Source organism: Desulfomonile tiedjei DSM 6799 (assembly GCF_000266945.1).
GTDB classification, from domain to species: domain Bacteria; phylum Desulfobacterota; class Desulfomonilia; order Desulfomonilales; family Desulfomonilaceae; genus Desulfomonile; species Desulfomonile tiedjei.
In genome coordinates, this window is record NC_018025.1 from 187,465 (window position 1) to 205,848 (window position 18,384).

Below are 18,384 nucleotides of genomic sequence, written 5' to 3' on the forward strand. Positions count from 1 at the left end.
CAGGCGCTTAATGTCAGGCGATTGCTTCGCTTCGCTCGCAATGACAGCCATTCAGACACTCTGGCAAAAAAGATGCGGTTCGCTTTGGTCATCACATCCGCCGGATTCCTGTTTTAGTGCCTATGTATAACGCCGCTCCATTGCAAGGGGTATTGCCGGTACTCCCTGACGGGGGCGTTATTGACTGTTCGCACGCGAGCCTGAGAAATATTGAACCGCACTGTCTTTGCCCTTCAATAATTATTTACCCGGACAGCAAAGGCACGCAGATGCATCCAGCCCGGACCGGCGCATTAGTGTGTGTGGTGTAACAATCAATTAATACGCTTTGATATTGAAAATTATTAAACCAGTATGGTATTATTTGTTGCAACACGCCACTCCTACTATATTTTTTTACTTAAGGCGCGTTCAAAAATTCCGAAGAGGCCCTTATACTCCACATGCCAAAAAAGAGACCGGAAAAAACCGACTTGCTCAGAACAGTTCCACAGGAAGGCGACAGTCCGGTAAAGTCTCACAAAAGCGGCTGTTTCGCAGTCTTGGTCCTGGTATTGGCAACGTTCCTGTTTCTATGTCTTATTTCTTACGATCCTCGCGATCCATCCTTCAATGTTGCCACTCCGAGGACGCAAGTGTCCAATCTTTGCGGGCTTCTGGGTTCGCATATCTCAGATGCCCTGGTTCAATTACTGGGCGTTGGCGCTTTTATCTTGCCCATAAGTTTAGGGCTCTATTCGATCACGCTGCTTTGGGCGGGTTCCGTAGCATTGTCATTGGCTGATATCGGATTTTCTCTCCTTCTTTTGGCGGGCATTTCCTGCCTTATGGATCGATTCAGTTTCGGAGCATTCCTCAGCTTCCCCTCGGATCATCCGGCAGGTGCGCTCGGAAGCTTCTTTCATACCGTGCTCGGAAAATTCCTCGGAAGTGGCGGTGAACTGCTGTTTAGCTGCACCTTCATGTTCTTCAGTCTTCTACACTTTGCGAAGGTGTCCCCCGGCAGAGCAGTACGGGTTTTCCGTTCACCTGCGGCCATGTTGTCCGATATGTTGAGGGATTCATGGAATCGATGCAAAGAACTCGTGGCAGAAGCACGGCAAATGAGGATCCCGCTTCCCGCTGTTCGATCCGGCGGCAACAGAGTAAATGGTTTACCCGATGAATCTGCACAAGTCGTTGGGTCTGAGAGTCCCAGTCCCAAACCCAAGGAACAATGGGCCAAGATTTCCCTTAAGATTGAAAATACTGAAGAATTGCTTATAGATGATGACATGGATGAGGAACCGTGTGCAGAAGCTCCCTGTGAGAAAAGCAACGGCAAATCGGCTACCTGGAAAGCTCTCAATCCTCTGGAATCCCGGGCTCCAGTCAGCCAAACGGATATGGAAGAAGCTATAGACGAGTACCTGTCTGAAATACAAAAGGCTCAACCGAAACCTCGCGTTGCGGAAAAGCGTCCCGAGCCGGAAGCAATCAAGGTTGTAGAAAGCGAACTCCCTCGTCCTATCAAAGTCATTCCACGTGCAGATGAGGCGCTTCCTCTGACAGCTACTCCGATTATCAATGAAACCGGAGATTATGTGTTGCCACATTCCGATCTCCTGGATACTCCTCCTTCTTCTGCACGAGCAGTGGATGAGAAGCTTCTCGAAGAGAATGCGAGCGTTCTGGAACAGAAATTGGCCAATCTCGGCGTTCGCGGACAAGTGGTGGAAATCCATCCCGGTCCGGTTATCACCATGTACGAGCTGTCGCTTGAACCGGGAATCCCGCTGCGTCGAGTGCTTAACATGGCGGATGACCTGGCTATGGCGCTGAAATCCGGATCGACCCGAATTGTTGCTCCCATACCCGGAAAAGATACTGTTGGTATAGAAGTCCCGAACCTGAATCGTGAGATCGTCTACTTCAGAGAAATCATCGAGTCTCCGGCATTCAGCCAGTCCGACGCACCATTGAAGCTCGCTCTCGGAAAACAGATCGATGGTGAGCCCTTTGCCACAAGCCTCGCACGCATGCCTCACCTCCTGATTGCAGGAGCGACCGGCACCGGAAAATCCGTCGGACTGAATTGCCTGATTTGTTCATGGCTCATGTCGTGTCACCCTGATGACGTGAAGTTCATCATGGTGGATCCCAAACGTCTCGAGCTTTCCTACTACAATGACATACCGCATCTTCTGCATCCGGTGGTGACCGAGGCTGAAAAAGTACCCAAGGTGCTGAGCTGGGCGATAAAGGAAATGGAACGTCGTTACGAGCTGCTCAGCCTGTCGGGCTCGAAGAACATCGAAAGCTTTAACGAAAAGGTCCGCCTTGGTGAATTGCCGCTTGACGATGAGGACAATCCGCAAAGAAAACTGCCGTACATCGTGATCATTGTTGACGAGCTGGCAGAACTCATGATGGTTGCGGCAAAGGATATCGAGATTTCCATAGCACGATTGGCCCAAATGGCACGTGCATCCGGGATACATCTTATCCTGGCGACACAACGACCGTCCGTTGACGTAATAACCGGCGTTATCAAGGCGAATTTTCCGGCACGTCTGTCTTTCCAGGTTTCCGCAAAACCCGATTCAAGGACCATCCTGGATACAGTAGGTGCCGAAAATCTGCTCGGAATGGGTGATATGCTTTTCCTTCCCCCCGGAACGGCCAAGATTACCCGACTTCATGGAGCTTTCCTGTCCGAAAAAGAGATCCGCAGAATCGTGGATTTCATCAAAGCACAGAGATCCCCAACATACCTCCAGGAAATCTGCAAACATGTGTCGGATGGAGACTCCAGTATGGCCCAAGCTGAACTCATCGACGACGAAAAGTACGATGAAGCCGTTCAACTCGTGACACGCCTCGGACATGCTTCAATCTCTCTCATCCAACGCCATATGAGAATAGGATATAACCGCGCCGCGCGCATTATCGAAGCCATGGAATCCGAAGGAATCATCGGACCCTCAGACGGAACGAGCCGACCGAGAGAAATACTCGCCCGCTCCCTCGAATCCGTCCCCGACCGATAACCTCTCTCACCGCTACACGTTGACCGGTCCAGCATTCAAAGAATGACAATCGGGGAGGAACTTCTTGTAAGAAGTTCCTCCCCGAACCCCACCTCAAGAACTTTCAACACTCGTCGGAACGCAATTTCCGAAGGAAATTCCGTTCCGACGAATGATAAAAGTTTCTTGGAGGGGGTTTGGGGGGACATTCTTTACAAAGAAGGTCCCCCCAATTTCTTTCTTCAAATGGTGATCGGGTCAACGTGTAGCGGTGAGAGAGGTTCCGATGGTATCGATACGGAAGGGCATTATTTTGCCACCTGCTGCGGCTATTGCATTTTCGACGGCAGTCTTTTTGTTAGGTGGGCAGAGAGTGACCATGCATCCGCCACCGCCTGCTCCGCAGATTTTGTTTGCTTGAGCGCCTGCGGACAGGCTTGCTTGCATCAGAGCTTCGATTTCGGGGGTGCTGATTCCTGGAGCCAGTGTGCGTCTGACGTTCCATTCTTTTTGCACCAGTGGAGCGACTGCATCCAGATTTTGTTCGGACAGGGCATTTCCAAGCTCAACAGCTATATCTCGAATAGCCAGGAGTTTTTCCCTGGTTTGTCCCACATTGTCGATATAGTTCTTAGTCACTTCCCAGTTATTCATACCCGAGAATCTGCCTAACCCGGTGTAGGACAGAACGATCATCTTTTCGAGTTTACGAGCAAGCTCTTGTTCGTTTCGCATCGGTTCTCGTTGAAAACCTCTGTGATCGAAACGAATGCAGGATATACCACCATACAGAGCTGCAATATGATCCTGACTCCCTGCCGGAACTCCGATAACCGCGGTTTCCGTGTTGACTGCCAGAGAAACGATACTCTCTGTAGATTCTTGCGATGAGTGCAGGTTCAGGAGACCGCTCACGAGCGCTACCAGCAGGGAGCTGGATGCCCCCAACCCCGAGCCTGCCGGAGCTTCGTTCCGGGTGAGGATCTCGAGAGAATAGGGTGGTGGGAATGTTCTTACGGCCTCACTGACGAGTGCCAGAGGTCCATTTGCAAAAAGCTCGCTCAAGCTGCCTGCATCCGTGCAAAACCCGAGGTCTTCCGAAACGATGCGGAAGCCTGGGATATCCCGTTTTTTCAGAATGACTCTGCTGGAGACACTGATAGCCGCATTCACAGTGTACCCGCCGCCCATGAAGATGTACAGCGGGTACAGATCCGTGGTGCCTCCTGCGAGGTCGATTCTGTTGGGAGCAGTGATTGTCAGCTCCATTTAATAACCCAGCTCCTCATCAAGCAGAATGACCGTAATTTTGGTCAACATGGGTTTCCGGTGAATTATACTCGTGACGTTGCAGATCCGTTCCGGAGAATCGCAGTCCATACAGTATCCGGTTGCCACGCACGGAGTTTTTCGGGAAAGACTCGCGGACCGAATCGGACCGGCAACTTCTTCTATACGGGCAAATGCGGAATCCAGATCGGGCACGATCTTGTTTCGGCCTACCACGATGACAACTTTCTTTGGGCCGAATGTGATCGAGTTGGTTCGATTACCGCAGCCATCACGATTCACAATTTCTCCGGTCATGGTAACCGCATTGGAAGAGGCAAGAAGGAGATCGGCTGTCATCTGGCGTTTTCGGCATTCGAGTTCTTCCGGAGTTCCCGGCTTCAGTTTCCAGTGATCGAATATGGTTTTTCCTGCCTCTTCCAATCTGGGCAGAATGTTCAGAGCTCGTACTGTAAGAGTGCCTCCAATTCCAACTGTAGCGCAATCCGCAGCCATTTCGAAGATGTGAGCTGCAGCTTCTTCCCGGGACGCGAAAAAGAGTGCTTCGAAACCATGTTTCTTCAAAGATTCCATGGTTGTGGTGATTGTTTTCATCTTGTGAGCCTGAACAAATTCATCCATGATTAGCTCCCTTTCTTATGATTCTTAAAACTGTTTTTCATCTGATGTGAACACTTGGGTGAATGCTTGGATTTTCGCGGTTCATTTTTGTACTGACGATTTTATTTTCGATTCGTGTCTCATGGGACACCATTCTCCGGGTTGGGTCCCTTTCAGGAAAGGTTCCCGCACTACTTTGGAGCAAATGGATGTAGCGCGCAAACCGGATTCCACGCATATGTTTCTGAAAACTATACCTTCCGGTGTAGCTTGAGGCACATTCCCGGAACTCGCACCGGCCAACAGCTTTTCAGTCATTTTTCTGATTTTCTTTTCGCTGTGTGTCCCGGGCATTCTCACCACAACAGCGGCCTGTCCGGAATAGGCGATTGACCATACCCCTTGATCGTCTCTCGAATAGAAGAGCGATGGATACTTTTCGCTTTTGTCTTGTCCGCGCTCTTTTATTTCCACAGTCTCCAAGCCTTTCATCATATGATTCACCATGAAGATGACTCCAGGATTGCTTGGAACACGTATTCTCAGCTCCTCTTTTTTAGAAGACGAATCACCAACGACCTTGATACCGGGACCTAAGACCGCAGAATTTCCGAGGGTGGCCATAAGAGAGTATATCTGAGCGATTTCAACAGGGGAGAGCGGATTGGTCACGGCTTTGTCTCCATTGGTTTGGACCTGAACTCCGAATTCTTTCAATACAGGAGTGATCTTCTCCGGTCCAATGCCGGTCCACACTTTTTGAAACAAAGCTTGCCGTTCTTTTCTGAATGCCTCTCGAAACGTCAATGGGCCCCCGGATTCCTGAGATACAAAAACCTGGGATGTAAGAGTATACTTGACTTGATCGAGTCGCTCCGGGAGAAGCGCGGGGATGAAGACAAGAGGCAGAAGATTGTCCAGACTTGTCGAAGTGCCGGCCCATTTCTGCGGTCCCGGGGAAATGTAGGCTTTCAGTGCTCCGGTTTCCGGATTTGTGACCACAACGTGGGCCGACAAACCTGCATCTCCGAAAGCTTTTAAAAGGTTTTCCGCTTCCTGCTGAAGTATGGGATCCAGGGAAGTCAGCACATCCTGACGTGCTCCCTCCGGGCCGGGCAGATCTCGAGGTAAGAGTTCTTTTGCGAGTTCCACGAACGCGGGAGCCTTAAGTGCGGGCGCGCTGGATTTTCGCATTTTGACTGAGCTGCTGCAGGATTCATCATATTGTTCTCTTGAGATTTTGCCCTCTTTCAGGAGTAATCCGAGGATCATGTTTCTCCTGGCTTTGGCTCTTTCCGGATGCTTGAAAGGATTAATAATGTTCGGGGCCCGTATGATCGCGGCCATGAGACCGCATTCTCCCGGATCGAGTTCCGAGAGGTCCTTTCCGAACAAAAATTGAGCAGCTTCGGCTACCCCCTTTACCGGATATGCCCCCCAGTGTCCGAAGTAGACTCGATTCAGATATGCTTCCAGAATTGTTTTCTTGCTGTAGATTGCGTCGGCGGAAACCGCAAAGACGATTTCGTTTATTTTCCGAAATAATGTTTTCTCGGGAGTCAGCAGAGTCATGCGAATGAGCTGCTGTGTTATCGTGCTTGCGCCCTGGGCGTATCTGCCCGCTTTAATATTGGCCAGCAGCGCGTTAACGATCGATATGGGATCTATACCCTGATGACGAAAGAAACGGGTATCTTCCGTGAGCACGATTGCATCTACGAGAAGCTGGGGAATATGCTCCAAGGGTAACGGGCGGCAGAATTCCTGGGGATAACCGTCTGCCGGCAAAATGGTCAATAGCTCGGGTTCGAGCGTCAGGGCTTCTGCGTCGTTCAAGGAACGCATCAGACGAATGGAGTTCACTCTGTTCCAATCCAGCCCTATGCTCACAGGACCGTTGGCCATGCCGTAGCTGCGGAAAGGCGAATAGGGCAGACATACGTTTATCGCCGAACCTACTTGATTCCATTGCCCTATTTCCGGGACTGCAGAATCGGTTTTCGTGCAACTGATTCGAGAAAGGTGTTCTGCAAGCTTTACATTCAGGATGTCATCGCCCACATTCAGAGTGAAAGGAGCAGAATAGAGAAACACCGGCCAGCGATTGAGCTTGACTTCAAACATCCAAACCACAATGCCGACCGTAAACAGCACGTAACCCGCAGTCAGTGCGAGCAGCACTTTGATTACACTGAGCAACACGGAGAGAATTTCTTTTGAATGACGCGCCAACAGTTTACCGCCTTGACGGTTTAGAGGCGGCTCTTCGATGCACTATGCCGCTGGTGGGTAACTATCCTAAAGCGCCCACGAGATCAAGATCCTATAGGGGCTGTTGCGACAGCTTCAGTTCGACGGCCGGTTCAGTTACGTCGCATCAAATGCGTAACCGACTTGTCGAGACCGTCCAAAGTCAACTCAAACATGGGGAAAATATTGGCAATAATACCGATGGTCCTGGTCATGGGCCAGAGGCGGATCGGGGTCGGGTTCAACCATACTGCATGAGAAAATAACTTGGTCAGTAAATGCAGTCGGTCAATACTTGGCAATCCGCTCCGTTCTTCTATGTGAATGGAACCGTCTGTTGCCATAAGCTCGTACGGAGCCATGCTGGCATCGCCGATCACAATGAGTCTCGTCTCAGGGTCCCACGAAGTAAATGCTTCTACTTTTTGGGGTTTATACCTTCTGGGAGCATCTTCCCAGACAAAATCATAAATGGTGTTATGAAAAAAGAATGTCTTCAGATCCTTAAACTGAGCTCGCGCGTAGTTGAACAACGTCTGGACCACCTCGATATACGGGTCCATAGACCAGCCGCCGTTATCGATCATGAGGATCACTTTCAATCGGTCCCGAAGGCTCCGATCAAAGATAATCTCGATTTCTCCCGCATTCCTGGTGGTGGCCCGAATAGTCTCGTCGACGTTCACCTCGTCTTTCGGACCCACAGGAATCATTCTTCGGAGTCTCTTAAGAGCCTCTCCCATCTGGGCTTCCGTGAGCGGTCCTTCCAGTGAATAATCCTTGTATCTTCTATCGAGTGCCACTTTAATGGCAGAGCGGCCCATGGATCTCCCGCCCACTCGCATTCCACCCGGGTGAAAACCCGAGTGCCCCACCGGGGAAGTTCCGCCGGTTCCTATCCAGCGGCTTCCACCATGATGAGCCTCGGTTTGTTCTTTTAGCCGGTCCAGGAAGTACTGAATGAGCTCTTCAGGAGACAGGGACTGCAACTGATCTTTGCTTAGTCCCAGCGCTTCGGCAAGGGCATCGGGATTCTTGAGCCATTCGTCAAGGAGTTCTCGGGCTGCCGCGTCGAGATCCACGCCGCGAAAATCGGGCAGTTCCGCACCATTGAAGTAATGAGCAAATACCTTGTCATAAATATCGAAATATCGCTCGCTCTTTACCAGAATCGTCCGGGCTGCCGTGTAGAAATCGTTCAGAGAGTTGACAAGCCCGCTCTTAAGGGCTTTTTGAAGCCGGAGAAACGATGTGGGAGATACCGGTATCCCTGAATCTTTCAGAAGAAAAAAGAAGTTTACAAACATACGTCACCAATGCCTTCAGACGCGCAAACGGCGGCTCTGTTGGAGAGCCTGCTGATAATCCGAGCTTTTCTTGAACAGTATACCCAGGAACGGAATCTTTCCCAACAAGAGATCTTTGGGGCGGAAATCCTGATCTTGTCTCAGGGCTCTTATCCAATTCAGAAGCTCTCTGGTCGCGGGCTTTTTCTCTATCCCTTGGAATTCCCTGACCTTATAGAAGGTCTTTACGCACGCATCCATTAATTCACGGTCCACATCCGGAAAATGGACTTTGATGATGTCCCGCATCATGTCCGGCTCAGGGAAGGCGATATGATGGAAATTGCATCTTCCGAGAAACGGGTCTGAAAGGTCCTTTTTCGCGTTTGAGGTGATGATGATGACAGGTCTATGCTTGGCACCGACGGTCTTATCGATTTCCATGATATCGAATTGCATCTGATCCAGCACATCGAGCATGTCATCCTGGAAATCAGTATCAGCCTTGTCGATCTCGTCTATGAGCAGAACGACTTTGACATCCGAAACGAAAGCCTGCCCTATTTTGCCCATACGAATGTACTCTTCTATGTTGCTGACGTTTCGAGTGCTGTCTCCAAAGCGGCTGTCATTCAATCTGGTGAGGGTGTCATACTGGTAGAGGGCATCGACCAGCTTGAGGCTGGATTTCACGTTCAGAATCAACAAGGGCATTCTGAGCGTTTCTGCGATGGCATGGGCAAGCATGGTCTTTCCTGTGCCGGGCTCACCTTTCAAAAGCAATGGCAATTCAAGCGCCATGGATATGTTGACAATTTTCGCGAGTTCATCATCCAGAACGTATTTGGACGCGCCGGTGAAGACGGTTTGGTTTGAATCATCGTGCATAAAGCGAATCTCCTTTTTCCTTTCAGGCAACTCACGTGGGAATAGTTTTCTAAACATACTCTGCAGGTCGAGGGCCAATGCTCTAGGGTTCTCCTGATTGAATTCCTCAGAACTTTTTAACCACCCGGTTTATCGGAGTCAATGCCTTATACGATATCACAGTCGTGCTGCTTTGGTTCTCAGGAGAGCAAGATACGCGCCCTTTATAGCCTATCAAGCTTACGAAACATTCAATTACTGCGATAAACCGATTTACCCGACTTCGGGGAAACTAAAATAGCTTGACAATATATTTTTAAGATTGCTAACCTGCCCTCATTCATCGAGAGTGAAACCTTGATGCAAGAGGGCCGGCATGGGCCCTACAAAAAAAGATTGACAGCAGGGTTGATTTCTGTAATAAACTTTAAGCACATCCTGAGGAAACTATTTTTTTGGAGGCATCCAAATCTGGTATTTAAGCTTCCTTTGAAAAGGATTAGTGAAAGGAGGATGAGGGTATGGTTAAGAGGACTCTGGTTGTTCTCGGTATTTTTTCAATGTTGTTAATGGCGGCTGGGACATCGTCGGCCTTTTTGGGCTATGGTTTCCCTGACAATGGTTGCGGTGTGGCTTCCTGCCCTCCGTTGTATCTTCCGGTTGATTGCCCCCCCTATCCGGTAGCCAAAACCATCGTGAAAACTTGGCAATGCAAGATCGTCGGTCCTTGCCCTGCACCCGCTCCCATGGCGGCTGGCTGCGGTGACAAAGGAAATGGTTTTGCGGCTCCTGGGCTGATCACCTCCGTTGCCAACTTGCTGGGCATGCCTTTCGACGTGCTGTTCAACCATTGCGACAGCGTCTATGGCTGCTTCAATACCAAGGGTCTGTTCCCGGGTGGTGGCCCCTGTGGTCCTTGCTACGGTCCCGTAACGGGCGCCATGGCAGCAGTGCCTATGGTTCTTGGCGCTCCCACAGTAATGTTTGGCGCTCTTTGGTAGGCCTGAAGAATCCCGGCGAAACGAATACAAAAGGGACCGGCTTCCTTCTGCTGTCCGGTCCTTTTCATAACCCCGGGACCGGCAATCGAGCGGAACGTCGATCTAAAAAAATCTTGACAACGAGCTGATTTTAAGCTAAAAAACAGCAATAGCTTATCGAAGATAGAAGAGAATATACGGTTTTCCGGTTAACGACTGGAAGCTCTTGAATGAAAGGAGGATGAGGGTATGGTAAAGAAATCCGCTGTAATTCTTGGAATCCTAGCGATTATGCTTGTGGGCGCAGGGATCTCCCAGGGTTACACCGTCAGCAAATGGCCCGTGCCTGGTATTCCAAATACAGTTTATTGTGGCGGAAGCCCCTGCCTGCCCGGCTTGGGTGCTGAAGACACTACGCTGAGAGGCCCGGTTGCCCCTGCTTGCGAACCCCCGCTTGTTCCTGGCGTAATACATGCTGCTCTTAGTGTTCCCTTCAGGGCATTAGGTCTCGTTGCATCACCTCTGTTAGCCGGACAATGCCCTGGCGAGCAGTGCTGCAAGGTGGAACTTGGTGAGGCCGCATATGTTACCGCAGCAGTTCCCTGCACGCCGGTTAACGCTTACGTTCCCCCCAGAGGCTGGTAAGCAGTCATCTGTATAAGATGAAGAGGCTGGGCTTGAGCCCGGCCTTTTTATTTTTCGAAACTGGTACCCGCTAGAGCGCGGCGCGGTTTCAACTTCCTCTGGGAGCCAGCCCCAGGTCACTCGTCCTTGGCAAAATTAAACCTATCACTGGTGCTTCCCTACTATGACGGCACATTATGCCTCCAAGTTGACTCATGATGCCTTTCCGGCTCTGCAATAGAGCTGCTCCCTGAACCGGTTCACTTCAGATCATCAAGGAGATCGTCAGCCCTCCCAAGAGCGACAATTCACAGTGTCGGTTTTCCTCAATTCGTACGGAGGCCTGCCGGTCTATAGTAAGTGCCAAAACTAATGTCTGATACCGATTCGCTTTTTCTTTTTATAATCTGGCAGGCTCGAGGTATCCTTCGCTCCGGACGACGCAAAGCCGTCTATAGCGGTTATCGAAAGTCTTGACGGAATCCAATGCCTGCAATGAGAAGAATCAGTAGCGCCGGCGTCCCTGCCGGCGAGAACTTATTGATTTGTTTGGTGAATTGTTCGCTGGCACGGAGGCCGGCGCTACCAATTGCTGGGAACTGCTCTTCACAATCCGTGATTACTTTCGAGAATCGGTATAATCACTCCGCTCAGAATACCTCAGCCTGCGCTATCTTATATGCACAATTGCGAAATGGTATGATTCAGAAAAAAGAGTATTGGTGGGTGCCGGCCTCCGTGCCGGCACATCTTCAATATTCATCAATGATATCGCTGTGATTGGACGGCAGAGAGAAAATGTCTCAAAATTCTCGTATGCACAAAAATCGTGCCACGATTCATCATCCTTGTAGGGGCAGGTCTCGTGCCTGCCCTCCCGTAGTGACCGGCACGGAGGCCGGTCACTACGGGGCACCCATGAGGAGCGCCCCTACAATCAGGCCGTGAAGATGATGAGAATTTCGTACCACGATCTGGGATAAATTTCGTGTTGAAACAATCTTGAGGCGGCGGTCCCTACCAATATTCCGTAATTCACACGTCGGGATAAACGACAGGATCTTTGTCACTGCCTATTAGTGGATTGCCAGGTTGAGGCGCTCCGGCTGGATCACCAAACAGGCATGTAGAAGAATCACCACCATCGGGCGAGGAATTTGTTCGATTCCTGCAGAGAAGCCCAAAAGCGCGGCGCGTGGTGCCGCGGTGCTGCTCATGTGCAGAGAATGACCGACTGTTCCGTTGTCGGCTCAGCCCTGAATCGAAGCTGCTTTCATTTTCTCATGGTAATGAGAGCGCCTGTAGCAGAGATGCCTTTATAGGAATTACCGAGAAATTCTGACGTCTATCCCATGCTCCAGTACAAGATACTAGTGGGGACCGGCGTCCCTGCTGGCCCATTCTATCGATATCATTGATCATATTGAAGATGTGCCGGCACGGAGGCACGGCACCCACCAATATTTCTATCTTCAATCGGACACTAATTTTGGCAATTGTCATGGTACGAAATGCTGGTGACCGGTGAAACAGTGAGGCAAGAGATCCAAATTATGCCCCTAAGCTTCGGAGTTAGGAGCAAATGACAGCCCCTTGGCGAGATTCAAATTGACCTCCTCAAGGTAAGCTCCTGTGAGATTCGTCCCTATGAGGATAGTTTCAAAGACGTGAGCTCCGGAGAGGTTGGCTCCGAATAGATTAGCGTACGACAGATTTGTCTCCGACAGATTTGCACCTTGCAGGAAAGACCAGGCAGCGTTAGCCATACTGAGATTCGCGTCTGAAAGATTTGTTCCGGCAAGGTTCGCCTTGAACAGGATCGCTGCGAACAAGTCTGCCGAAAGCAACTCTGCTCCGGATAGTTGTGCGCCGGTCAGATCGGCTCTTATAAGGATGGTCCTGCTGAGATCCGCCGCGGACAGCCGGGCTCCGGAGAATCTTCCTCTGGAGAGGTCCAAACCACGTAGGTCCGCCTCCGATAAATCCATTTCCTGGGAAATTGCTCGTTCCAACAGGTCGGCCATGGAACGGGCATGACCTTCGTGAATGACATTTCCGGAAAAACGATTCCTGATCTGAAAGGGTCTAAGCGGCCGAGAGAGTAATCGATCCAAATCTCTCCTAGTTACAAGGTTTTCTTCTATTATTTTGGCAAAGAGCTGATCCATCTCTTGGTTCGTCAGGCTGTATTTTTGTTTCAGAATGGCCCTGTCTGCTCCTAGTTCCAATTCTGCCACGATCTCGATCAAATCCAGAGTAATGGTCTCCGCTCCCGGCAGTTTGAAATTCTCGCGGGTGGCCATTGAATTCAACTCCGGCAAACGTCGATCCCATTCCTGTTGGGACACCAGGCCCAGGCCTAACAGCTTTGTGAAGAGGCTCTGTAGACCCTTTGGAGACAGTTGATACTTCCGCATGAGCTCAGTATTGGTCGCCCCCGATCGAACAAGATTCAAAACTTCAGCCCCATCGACAATTCTTTTCTTTGCTGTGCTGACTGGAGAAACTTGACGACCGATCTGGAAGGAGTCCCCCTGTTCTCCGCAGATTCTGTTTTCAACATCTGCAGCTTGAATGTGACCGAATGCAAGAAGCCGCCCTACCATGATACGTAACTCGGCTGCTGAAAGATTGTATTTGGACATAAGGTCGCTATCGGTCATTCCGGACCGAATGTCTGCAGCCGCTTGGAGCGGATTAATTCTTACAATTCTGGCGGGCACGGCTCACCTCTGATAAGTGTAACCGAACAAGTGTGTCACTATAGCATGATCGATTTTCTGTGTGAATCGTATTTGCACTTTTGCAGAAGCAGACCATTCTCAGCAAGACTTCTGTTGAATTGAGCCAATAATTTAGGTATCTTTTATTCCATCTTACGCACGCGGCTTCAACCTTTTCACACAGGTTCAACCCTCATGCCGGTACTCCGAGCCAAAAACGTCCAAAGAACAATCGTATACTCGTCCGCACTCGGTATTTTTGTTGTCGGCCTCATTGTAGCCCTGGTGAGTATCTATCCTCTATATCTCGATTTCAAAAGTGAAGAAGAGTTAAACCTGACGCTTGCGTTGAACACAAAGACGCTTGCCATCGAAGAATGTCTCGCCCGGGCGAAAGATGTTGCACTTCAGATATCCTCCAGATCGGTAGCGCGGCAGATGCTGGAAGCCTATTATGGAGGATCGATGACCTTAGAGGCCGTTTCCGATTTCACACGGGAGGTATTGTCTGATGCGATCTCGTTTTCTCACGAAGTGTGGGGAATCACACGTCTGGACAAGGATGGGAAAATAGTCGCGCAAATCGGCATTGAGCTTCCCAAAGAATTCTGGCCGCCTCTGAGCGCTACAACCCAGTCACCTACGCTTCACGGGCCCGCAGTACTCGGAATCAACTCCTATCTCGTAGTCTCAAGTCCGATTTTGGATCGGCAATCGCAACGCCTTGGAACTGATATCCTTGCTTTCAGATTATTCCATCTCGCACGTATCGTGGAAGATTACATAGGTCTTGGAAAAACCGGCGAGACAGTCATAGGAGTCGATCGACCCGATGGCGTGGAACTGGTGTTTCCGTTGCGAAGGGACAAAGGAGCAATCGGCGGAACCATCAGCAAAGATTCGGATATGGGCAGGGCCCTGTCCAATGCTATCCAGCGGCGTTCCGGTGTCATGATACCCAGAGACGGGAACGATGTGATCGCGTATGGACCTATTCGCGACATAAACTGGGGTGTCGTTGTCTCTATGGACCAGGACGAACTCTATGCTCCTGTAACACGGCGAATCTGGGCTACCTCCAAGATTATTGTGGCGCTCATACTTTTGGGCACACTTGCCATGGTCCTTCTCGTGCGACCTCTCACAGGAAAACTGATCATCCATACAGACGAATTAGCGCGTGAGATCCAGGAAAAAACGGAATCCCTGAAACGTGAGTTGGAAGGCCGAAAGCGAATGGAAAAGTGGCTTATCGATTCAGAGCGACGATACCGTGTGCTTCTTGAAGAGGTGCCGGATATCATCTTCATACTGGACCGGGAAGGTCGTTTTTCGTACGTGAATACTCAGGTAGAAAAATTCTTGGATTATCCGGTATTTCAGATCCTGGAAACTCCGCTTATCGACTATGTGGTTCCTCATGACCGCCCCTTAGTGGAGACTTTGTTGCAGACCGGAATGGACCAGATTTGGGATGAAGAAGTGGAAATGATGGCCGCAGGCATGGTACAGAAGTTTGCCAGAATCAGGTGCAAAGTGTCTCTCGTTGAAGATCACGGTCCGGTGAGATACGAGGGAGTTATGCGTGATATCACGCGGCGGAAAGGCCTGGAAGAGGAACTCCGGGCATCCAGAGAGGAACTGCTGGAGAAGATAAAAATTATCGATGACTTGTACGAGCATATTGTCCAGCAGGGGAAATCCAAAGCTATAGCCGATCACACGGCTGAAGTCGCACATGAACTCCGGCAACCACTGGCAATCATCGGAGGATTCGCGAGAAGACTCTCAAAGCACTTTGAATCGTGTCTGCCCCAGGATGGCGGACAACGAAGATCATGTGAGATGATAATTTCTGAAATTCAGAGGCTTGAGGGAATTCTTACCAGCCTCATCAACTTCACTCGCCATGAACGAATCCGACTCGAAAAGGTCGATCCCACAGAAATAATTGAAAGAGTTCTCAGAGTGTATGACGATAGAATGCGTGAGCGTCAGATCAAACTCATTACCAGCTTTGGAAAAGAACTGGCGGAAGTGATGCTCGACCCAAACCGTTTTGAACAGGTCGTCAGAAATCTCATTTCCAATGCGATAGAAGCCTCTGCTCCCGGAGAAGCGATATGCATCGAAACGGGAGCGTACGTTCTGAGCGGGAAAGCACAGGAAACAGGAGGGCTGGCAGTGGAGTCCTATTTCGAGATGAAAGTCAAGAACTGGGGAAAGGTCATCCCACCTGACGAGCTGAGCAAGATTTTCAGCCCTTTCTATACGACAAAGAATTACGGCACAGGAATCGGTCTGACACTCTGCAAAAAGATAATTGAAGACCACAACGGGTCCATCTCGGTGAGATCGGACAACGAGGGAACAGTGTTCACCATTTGGCTTCCGCTGGAGCACACTGCACGGTTACCGGCCAAGGCCACAGATCGCGAAATTGCGGTTCGACCCGAAGATCTCGTCAAGGAGTGACAGGATTATCCATTCCCTGACACAACGCCAGAGCATTCTCGCCAAGGACGTTGACGTTATAGCCTCCTTCCAGGACAGCGAAATAGCGGCCCTGGCATTTGGTTATAGCAAAATCTCTCACGGCACGCCCGATTGTAAAATAATCTTCAGTAGTCAGAGTCCCTCCCCAATCCTCGACGTGTCGGTCGAACCCGGCGCTTATTGCCACAAGATCGTATTGGTTTGAAGCCAGAGCTTCATCGACATGCCTGAGAAACGCCTCCCTGTAGTTGTCCTGAATATTTGCCACAGTAACTTCCCTTCGACCCGAAAAGAAATTATCCGTGCCGTCTCCGAAATGCAAATCCACGTCCAGGATGAGAGCCGACCCAATGACACGACGTTTCAACAGTGACTCGACCGCAATTGCCACATTGTTGAAGAAGCAGAAGCCCCAGTGGCTGTCAGGACTTGCATGGTGACCGGGAGGCCTGACGCAGGCAAATGAAGGTTGTTGCTCGCACGCAAGGTTGGCAGCCAAAATGGCACCACCTGCTGCAGCGACGGCTACACGAAATAGCTGTGGATCTGATTTAACTATGTTTACAAGGGATTGTGTATGAACCAGCAGCAAATCATTATCGGTAGCGGAAGAGGGCTTCACTACCGGATAATGCTCAGCCAGCACCCGCATAATGCTCTGCACCCTCTGCGGCATCTCACAGGAAACAGTCGGATAGTCGGTCAGGTACAGGTCATCATATATAACTTTGAGTGACTTCGGCTCCATTTCCCGCTCCTTGGAGAATTGGTCGGATCACCTGCAGGATCTCGAGTTCTTTTTCCAGTCTTCAAGGTCATCCAGAATTGCTTTTCCAATCGCGTACTTATCGAACTTGCAGGACGCTGCCTTCTTTTCGGTTTCCAGCAGTTCCAAGAGTTTTCGGTCCATGTCGGGTCCAAGCACTTCGTCCTCGTTCATGGCCACAATGTTTTGCTCCGTAATATTACGGATACGCAGTTCCTGTTCACCTCCCCCGTGACTCTCGGGTATAACGATGGCTTTCACGCCGGTGAGGAGAATTTCATTCGTCGTATTATAACCGGCCCTTGATATGACCAGCTCGGAATGGCTCATGAGATCCACCAGATCTGGGATGAACGGCATGAAACGAATTTTGGAGGCAAGAGGATGATCCCGCAATGACTCCACCGCTCCGGAATCCAAGTAAGGGTCCAGGATCATAATAACTTCATAGTTCAGGTTCACACCCAAAGTCTCAAAGACTTCCAGCAGCCTTACCGAAAGATCCAGGACTCTCTGATTCCTTCCCAAAGAGACAAGGATGATTTTCTTGTCAGGCAGCCCGTATCGTTTCACGACCTCTTCGCGAGGCGGCAATTCTTCCCATGCTTTATTGGTAATTTTTCCGAGATAACGAATCTTCTTTTCCAGCTCGGGATCGTTTCCAAGGAATTCTCGATTAATGTCGATTACTTTACGATCCTCCAAAACATACATGAAATCGTATAATTCCCCGATATTTATGGATTCAGATCGATGTCTGGGGTTTTGATACGGAATTTTCAGGAGAGGGACCCACTTCATGATTCCTCGGCAAATGTGAACCAGGGAAAAATCCACCGGGCCGCCCCTGCGCATCCATTTTTTCATAAGCAACGGTATCAGCTCACTCATCTGTCCGGTCATATTATGTTCGACCATGAGAACATCGGGCTGAAAGAAATCAAACGCCGCAAGGATTATGCGCTGTCTGAAATCGAAAATTGCTTCCAGATCGAACCCGCAAAGATAACGGGAAGACATGGGATTGTCTTTGGCATCGATATCGAGCTTGATAGAAGGCAGCTTTATAACTTCTATGCCTTCCTTGAAGAAGATGTGCGGAATTGAAGTTCCCGAAATCACTAAAAAATCTATATCGGGTCTCCAATACCTCATCCCCGTAATGACGGCCAGTGTTCGGAACGCATGTCCCAATCCGATGGAATTATGCGTATATACAAGCACTCGTTTTACGTTGTTATAGCTCATCCAATATACCGGCGTTTTTTTTACGACATTCGGAAATAATTCCGCCAAGACAGCTATTCTTCATTCAAGCAAATTCCGAAGCTCCTGTACCGTAAATCCCCGATCGGTTTCGCGTGCTCGAATGGCCAGAATGCATTCATCCTCATTTGTCCATTTTTACCATAACAAGAGCGGATTTCAATCGAATACAAACATTTCCATGGATCGCTCCGTTCCGGGCGAAGATTTTCCTGGAAATTTCTTCTT

General features: G+C 49.9%; 12 protein-coding genes. 4 read left to right on the top strand and 8 right to left on the bottom strand.

The window, feature by feature from the left end; all coding sequences use genetic code 11:
* Positions 1-443: 443 nt before the first annotated feature.
* Positions 444-3,029, top strand: a complete 2,586-nt coding sequence (locus DESTI_RS00775; protein ID WP_014808060.1) for a DNA translocase FtsK — start codon at positions 444-446, stop codon at positions 3,027-3,029.
* 237 nt (positions 3,030-3,266) lie between these two features.
* Here the strand turns inward: DESTI_RS00775 and DESTI_RS00780 are convergent, their stop codons facing one another.
* The 5 genes from DESTI_RS00780 to DESTI_RS00800 all read right to left on the bottom strand — a co-directional run bounded on the left by DESTI_RS00780 (position 3,267) and on the right by DESTI_RS00800 (position 9,322).
* Positions 3,267-4,277: a GHMP family kinase ATP-binding protein gene (locus DESTI_RS00780; protein ID WP_014808061.1), complete on the bottom strand. Its 1,011-nt coding sequence runs from the start codon at positions 4,275-4,277 to the stop codon at positions 3,267-3,269.
* Positions 4,278-4,919 carry a lactate utilization protein gene (locus DESTI_RS00785; protein ID WP_014808062.1) on the bottom strand — a complete coding sequence of 214 codons (642 nt, stop codon included), beginning with the start codon at positions 4,917-4,919 and terminating at the stop codon, positions 4,278-4,280.
* Positions 4,920-5,000: 81 nt separating this feature from the next.
* Positions 5,001-7,130 carry a transglycosylase domain-containing protein gene (locus DESTI_RS00790; protein ID WP_014808063.1) on the bottom strand — a complete coding sequence of 710 codons (2,130 nt, stop codon included), beginning with the start codon at positions 7,128-7,130 and terminating at the stop codon, positions 5,001-5,003.
* A 131-nt stretch (positions 7,131-7,261) separates the two neighbouring features.
* Entirely contained in the window at positions 7,262-8,455 is a 1,194-nt protein-coding gene (locus DESTI_RS00795) for a vWA domain-containing protein (protein WP_014808064.1), read from the bottom strand.
* A gap of 15 nt (positions 8,456-8,470) precedes the next feature.
* Entirely contained in the window at positions 8,471-9,322 is an 852-nt protein-coding gene (locus tag DESTI_RS00800; protein ID WP_014808065.1) for an AAA family ATPase, read from the bottom strand.
* A 500-nt stretch (positions 9,323-9,822) separates the two neighbouring features.
* Here DESTI_RS00800 and DESTI_RS00805 point away from each other — a divergent pair, with 500 nt between their 5' ends.
* Positions 9,823-10,302, top strand: a complete 480-nt coding sequence (locus DESTI_RS00805; RefSeq protein WP_014808066.1) for a hypothetical protein — start codon at positions 9,823-9,825, stop codon at positions 10,300-10,302.
* A gap of 228 nt (positions 10,303-10,530) precedes the next feature.
* Positions 10,531-10,926 carry a hypothetical protein gene (locus DESTI_RS00810; protein ID WP_014808067.1) on the top strand — a complete coding sequence of 132 codons (396 nt, stop codon included), beginning with the start codon at positions 10,531-10,533 and terminating at the stop codon, positions 10,924-10,926.
* 1,538 nt (positions 10,927-12,464) lie between these two features.
* On the opposite strand, the gene DESTI_RS28215 is transcribed toward DESTI_RS00810, so the two are convergent.
* The gene (locus DESTI_RS28215) at positions 12,465-13,628 is read right to left on the bottom strand and encodes a pentapeptide repeat-containing protein (RefSeq protein ID WP_014808068.1); all 1,164 of its coding nucleotides are present in this window, start codon (positions 13,626-13,628) and stop codon (positions 12,465-12,467) included.
* 195 nt (positions 13,629-13,823) lie between these two features.
* Here DESTI_RS28215 and DESTI_RS00820 point away from each other — a divergent pair, with 195 nt between their 5' ends.
* Positions 13,824-16,103 carry an ATP-binding protein gene (locus DESTI_RS00820; RefSeq protein ID WP_014808069.1) on the top strand — a complete coding sequence of 760 codons (2,280 nt, stop codon included), beginning with the start codon at positions 13,824-13,826 and terminating at the stop codon, positions 16,101-16,103.
* On the opposite strand, the gene DESTI_RS00825 is transcribed toward DESTI_RS00820, so the two are convergent.
* Complete coding sequence (locus tag DESTI_RS00825; protein ID WP_014808070.1) at positions 16,093-16,872, bottom strand: histone deacetylase family protein; 780 nt, start codon at positions 16,870-16,872, stop codon at positions 16,093-16,095. The genes DESTI_RS00820 and DESTI_RS00825 overlap by 11 nt on opposite strands.
* Before the next feature lie 27 nt (positions 16,873-16,899).
* The gene (locus tag DESTI_RS00830; protein ID WP_014808071.1) at positions 16,900-18,138 is read right to left on the bottom strand and encodes a glycosyltransferase family protein; all 1,239 of its coding nucleotides are present in this window, start codon (positions 18,136-18,138) and stop codon (positions 16,900-16,902) included.
* Positions 18,139-18,384 lie beyond the last annotated feature (246 nt).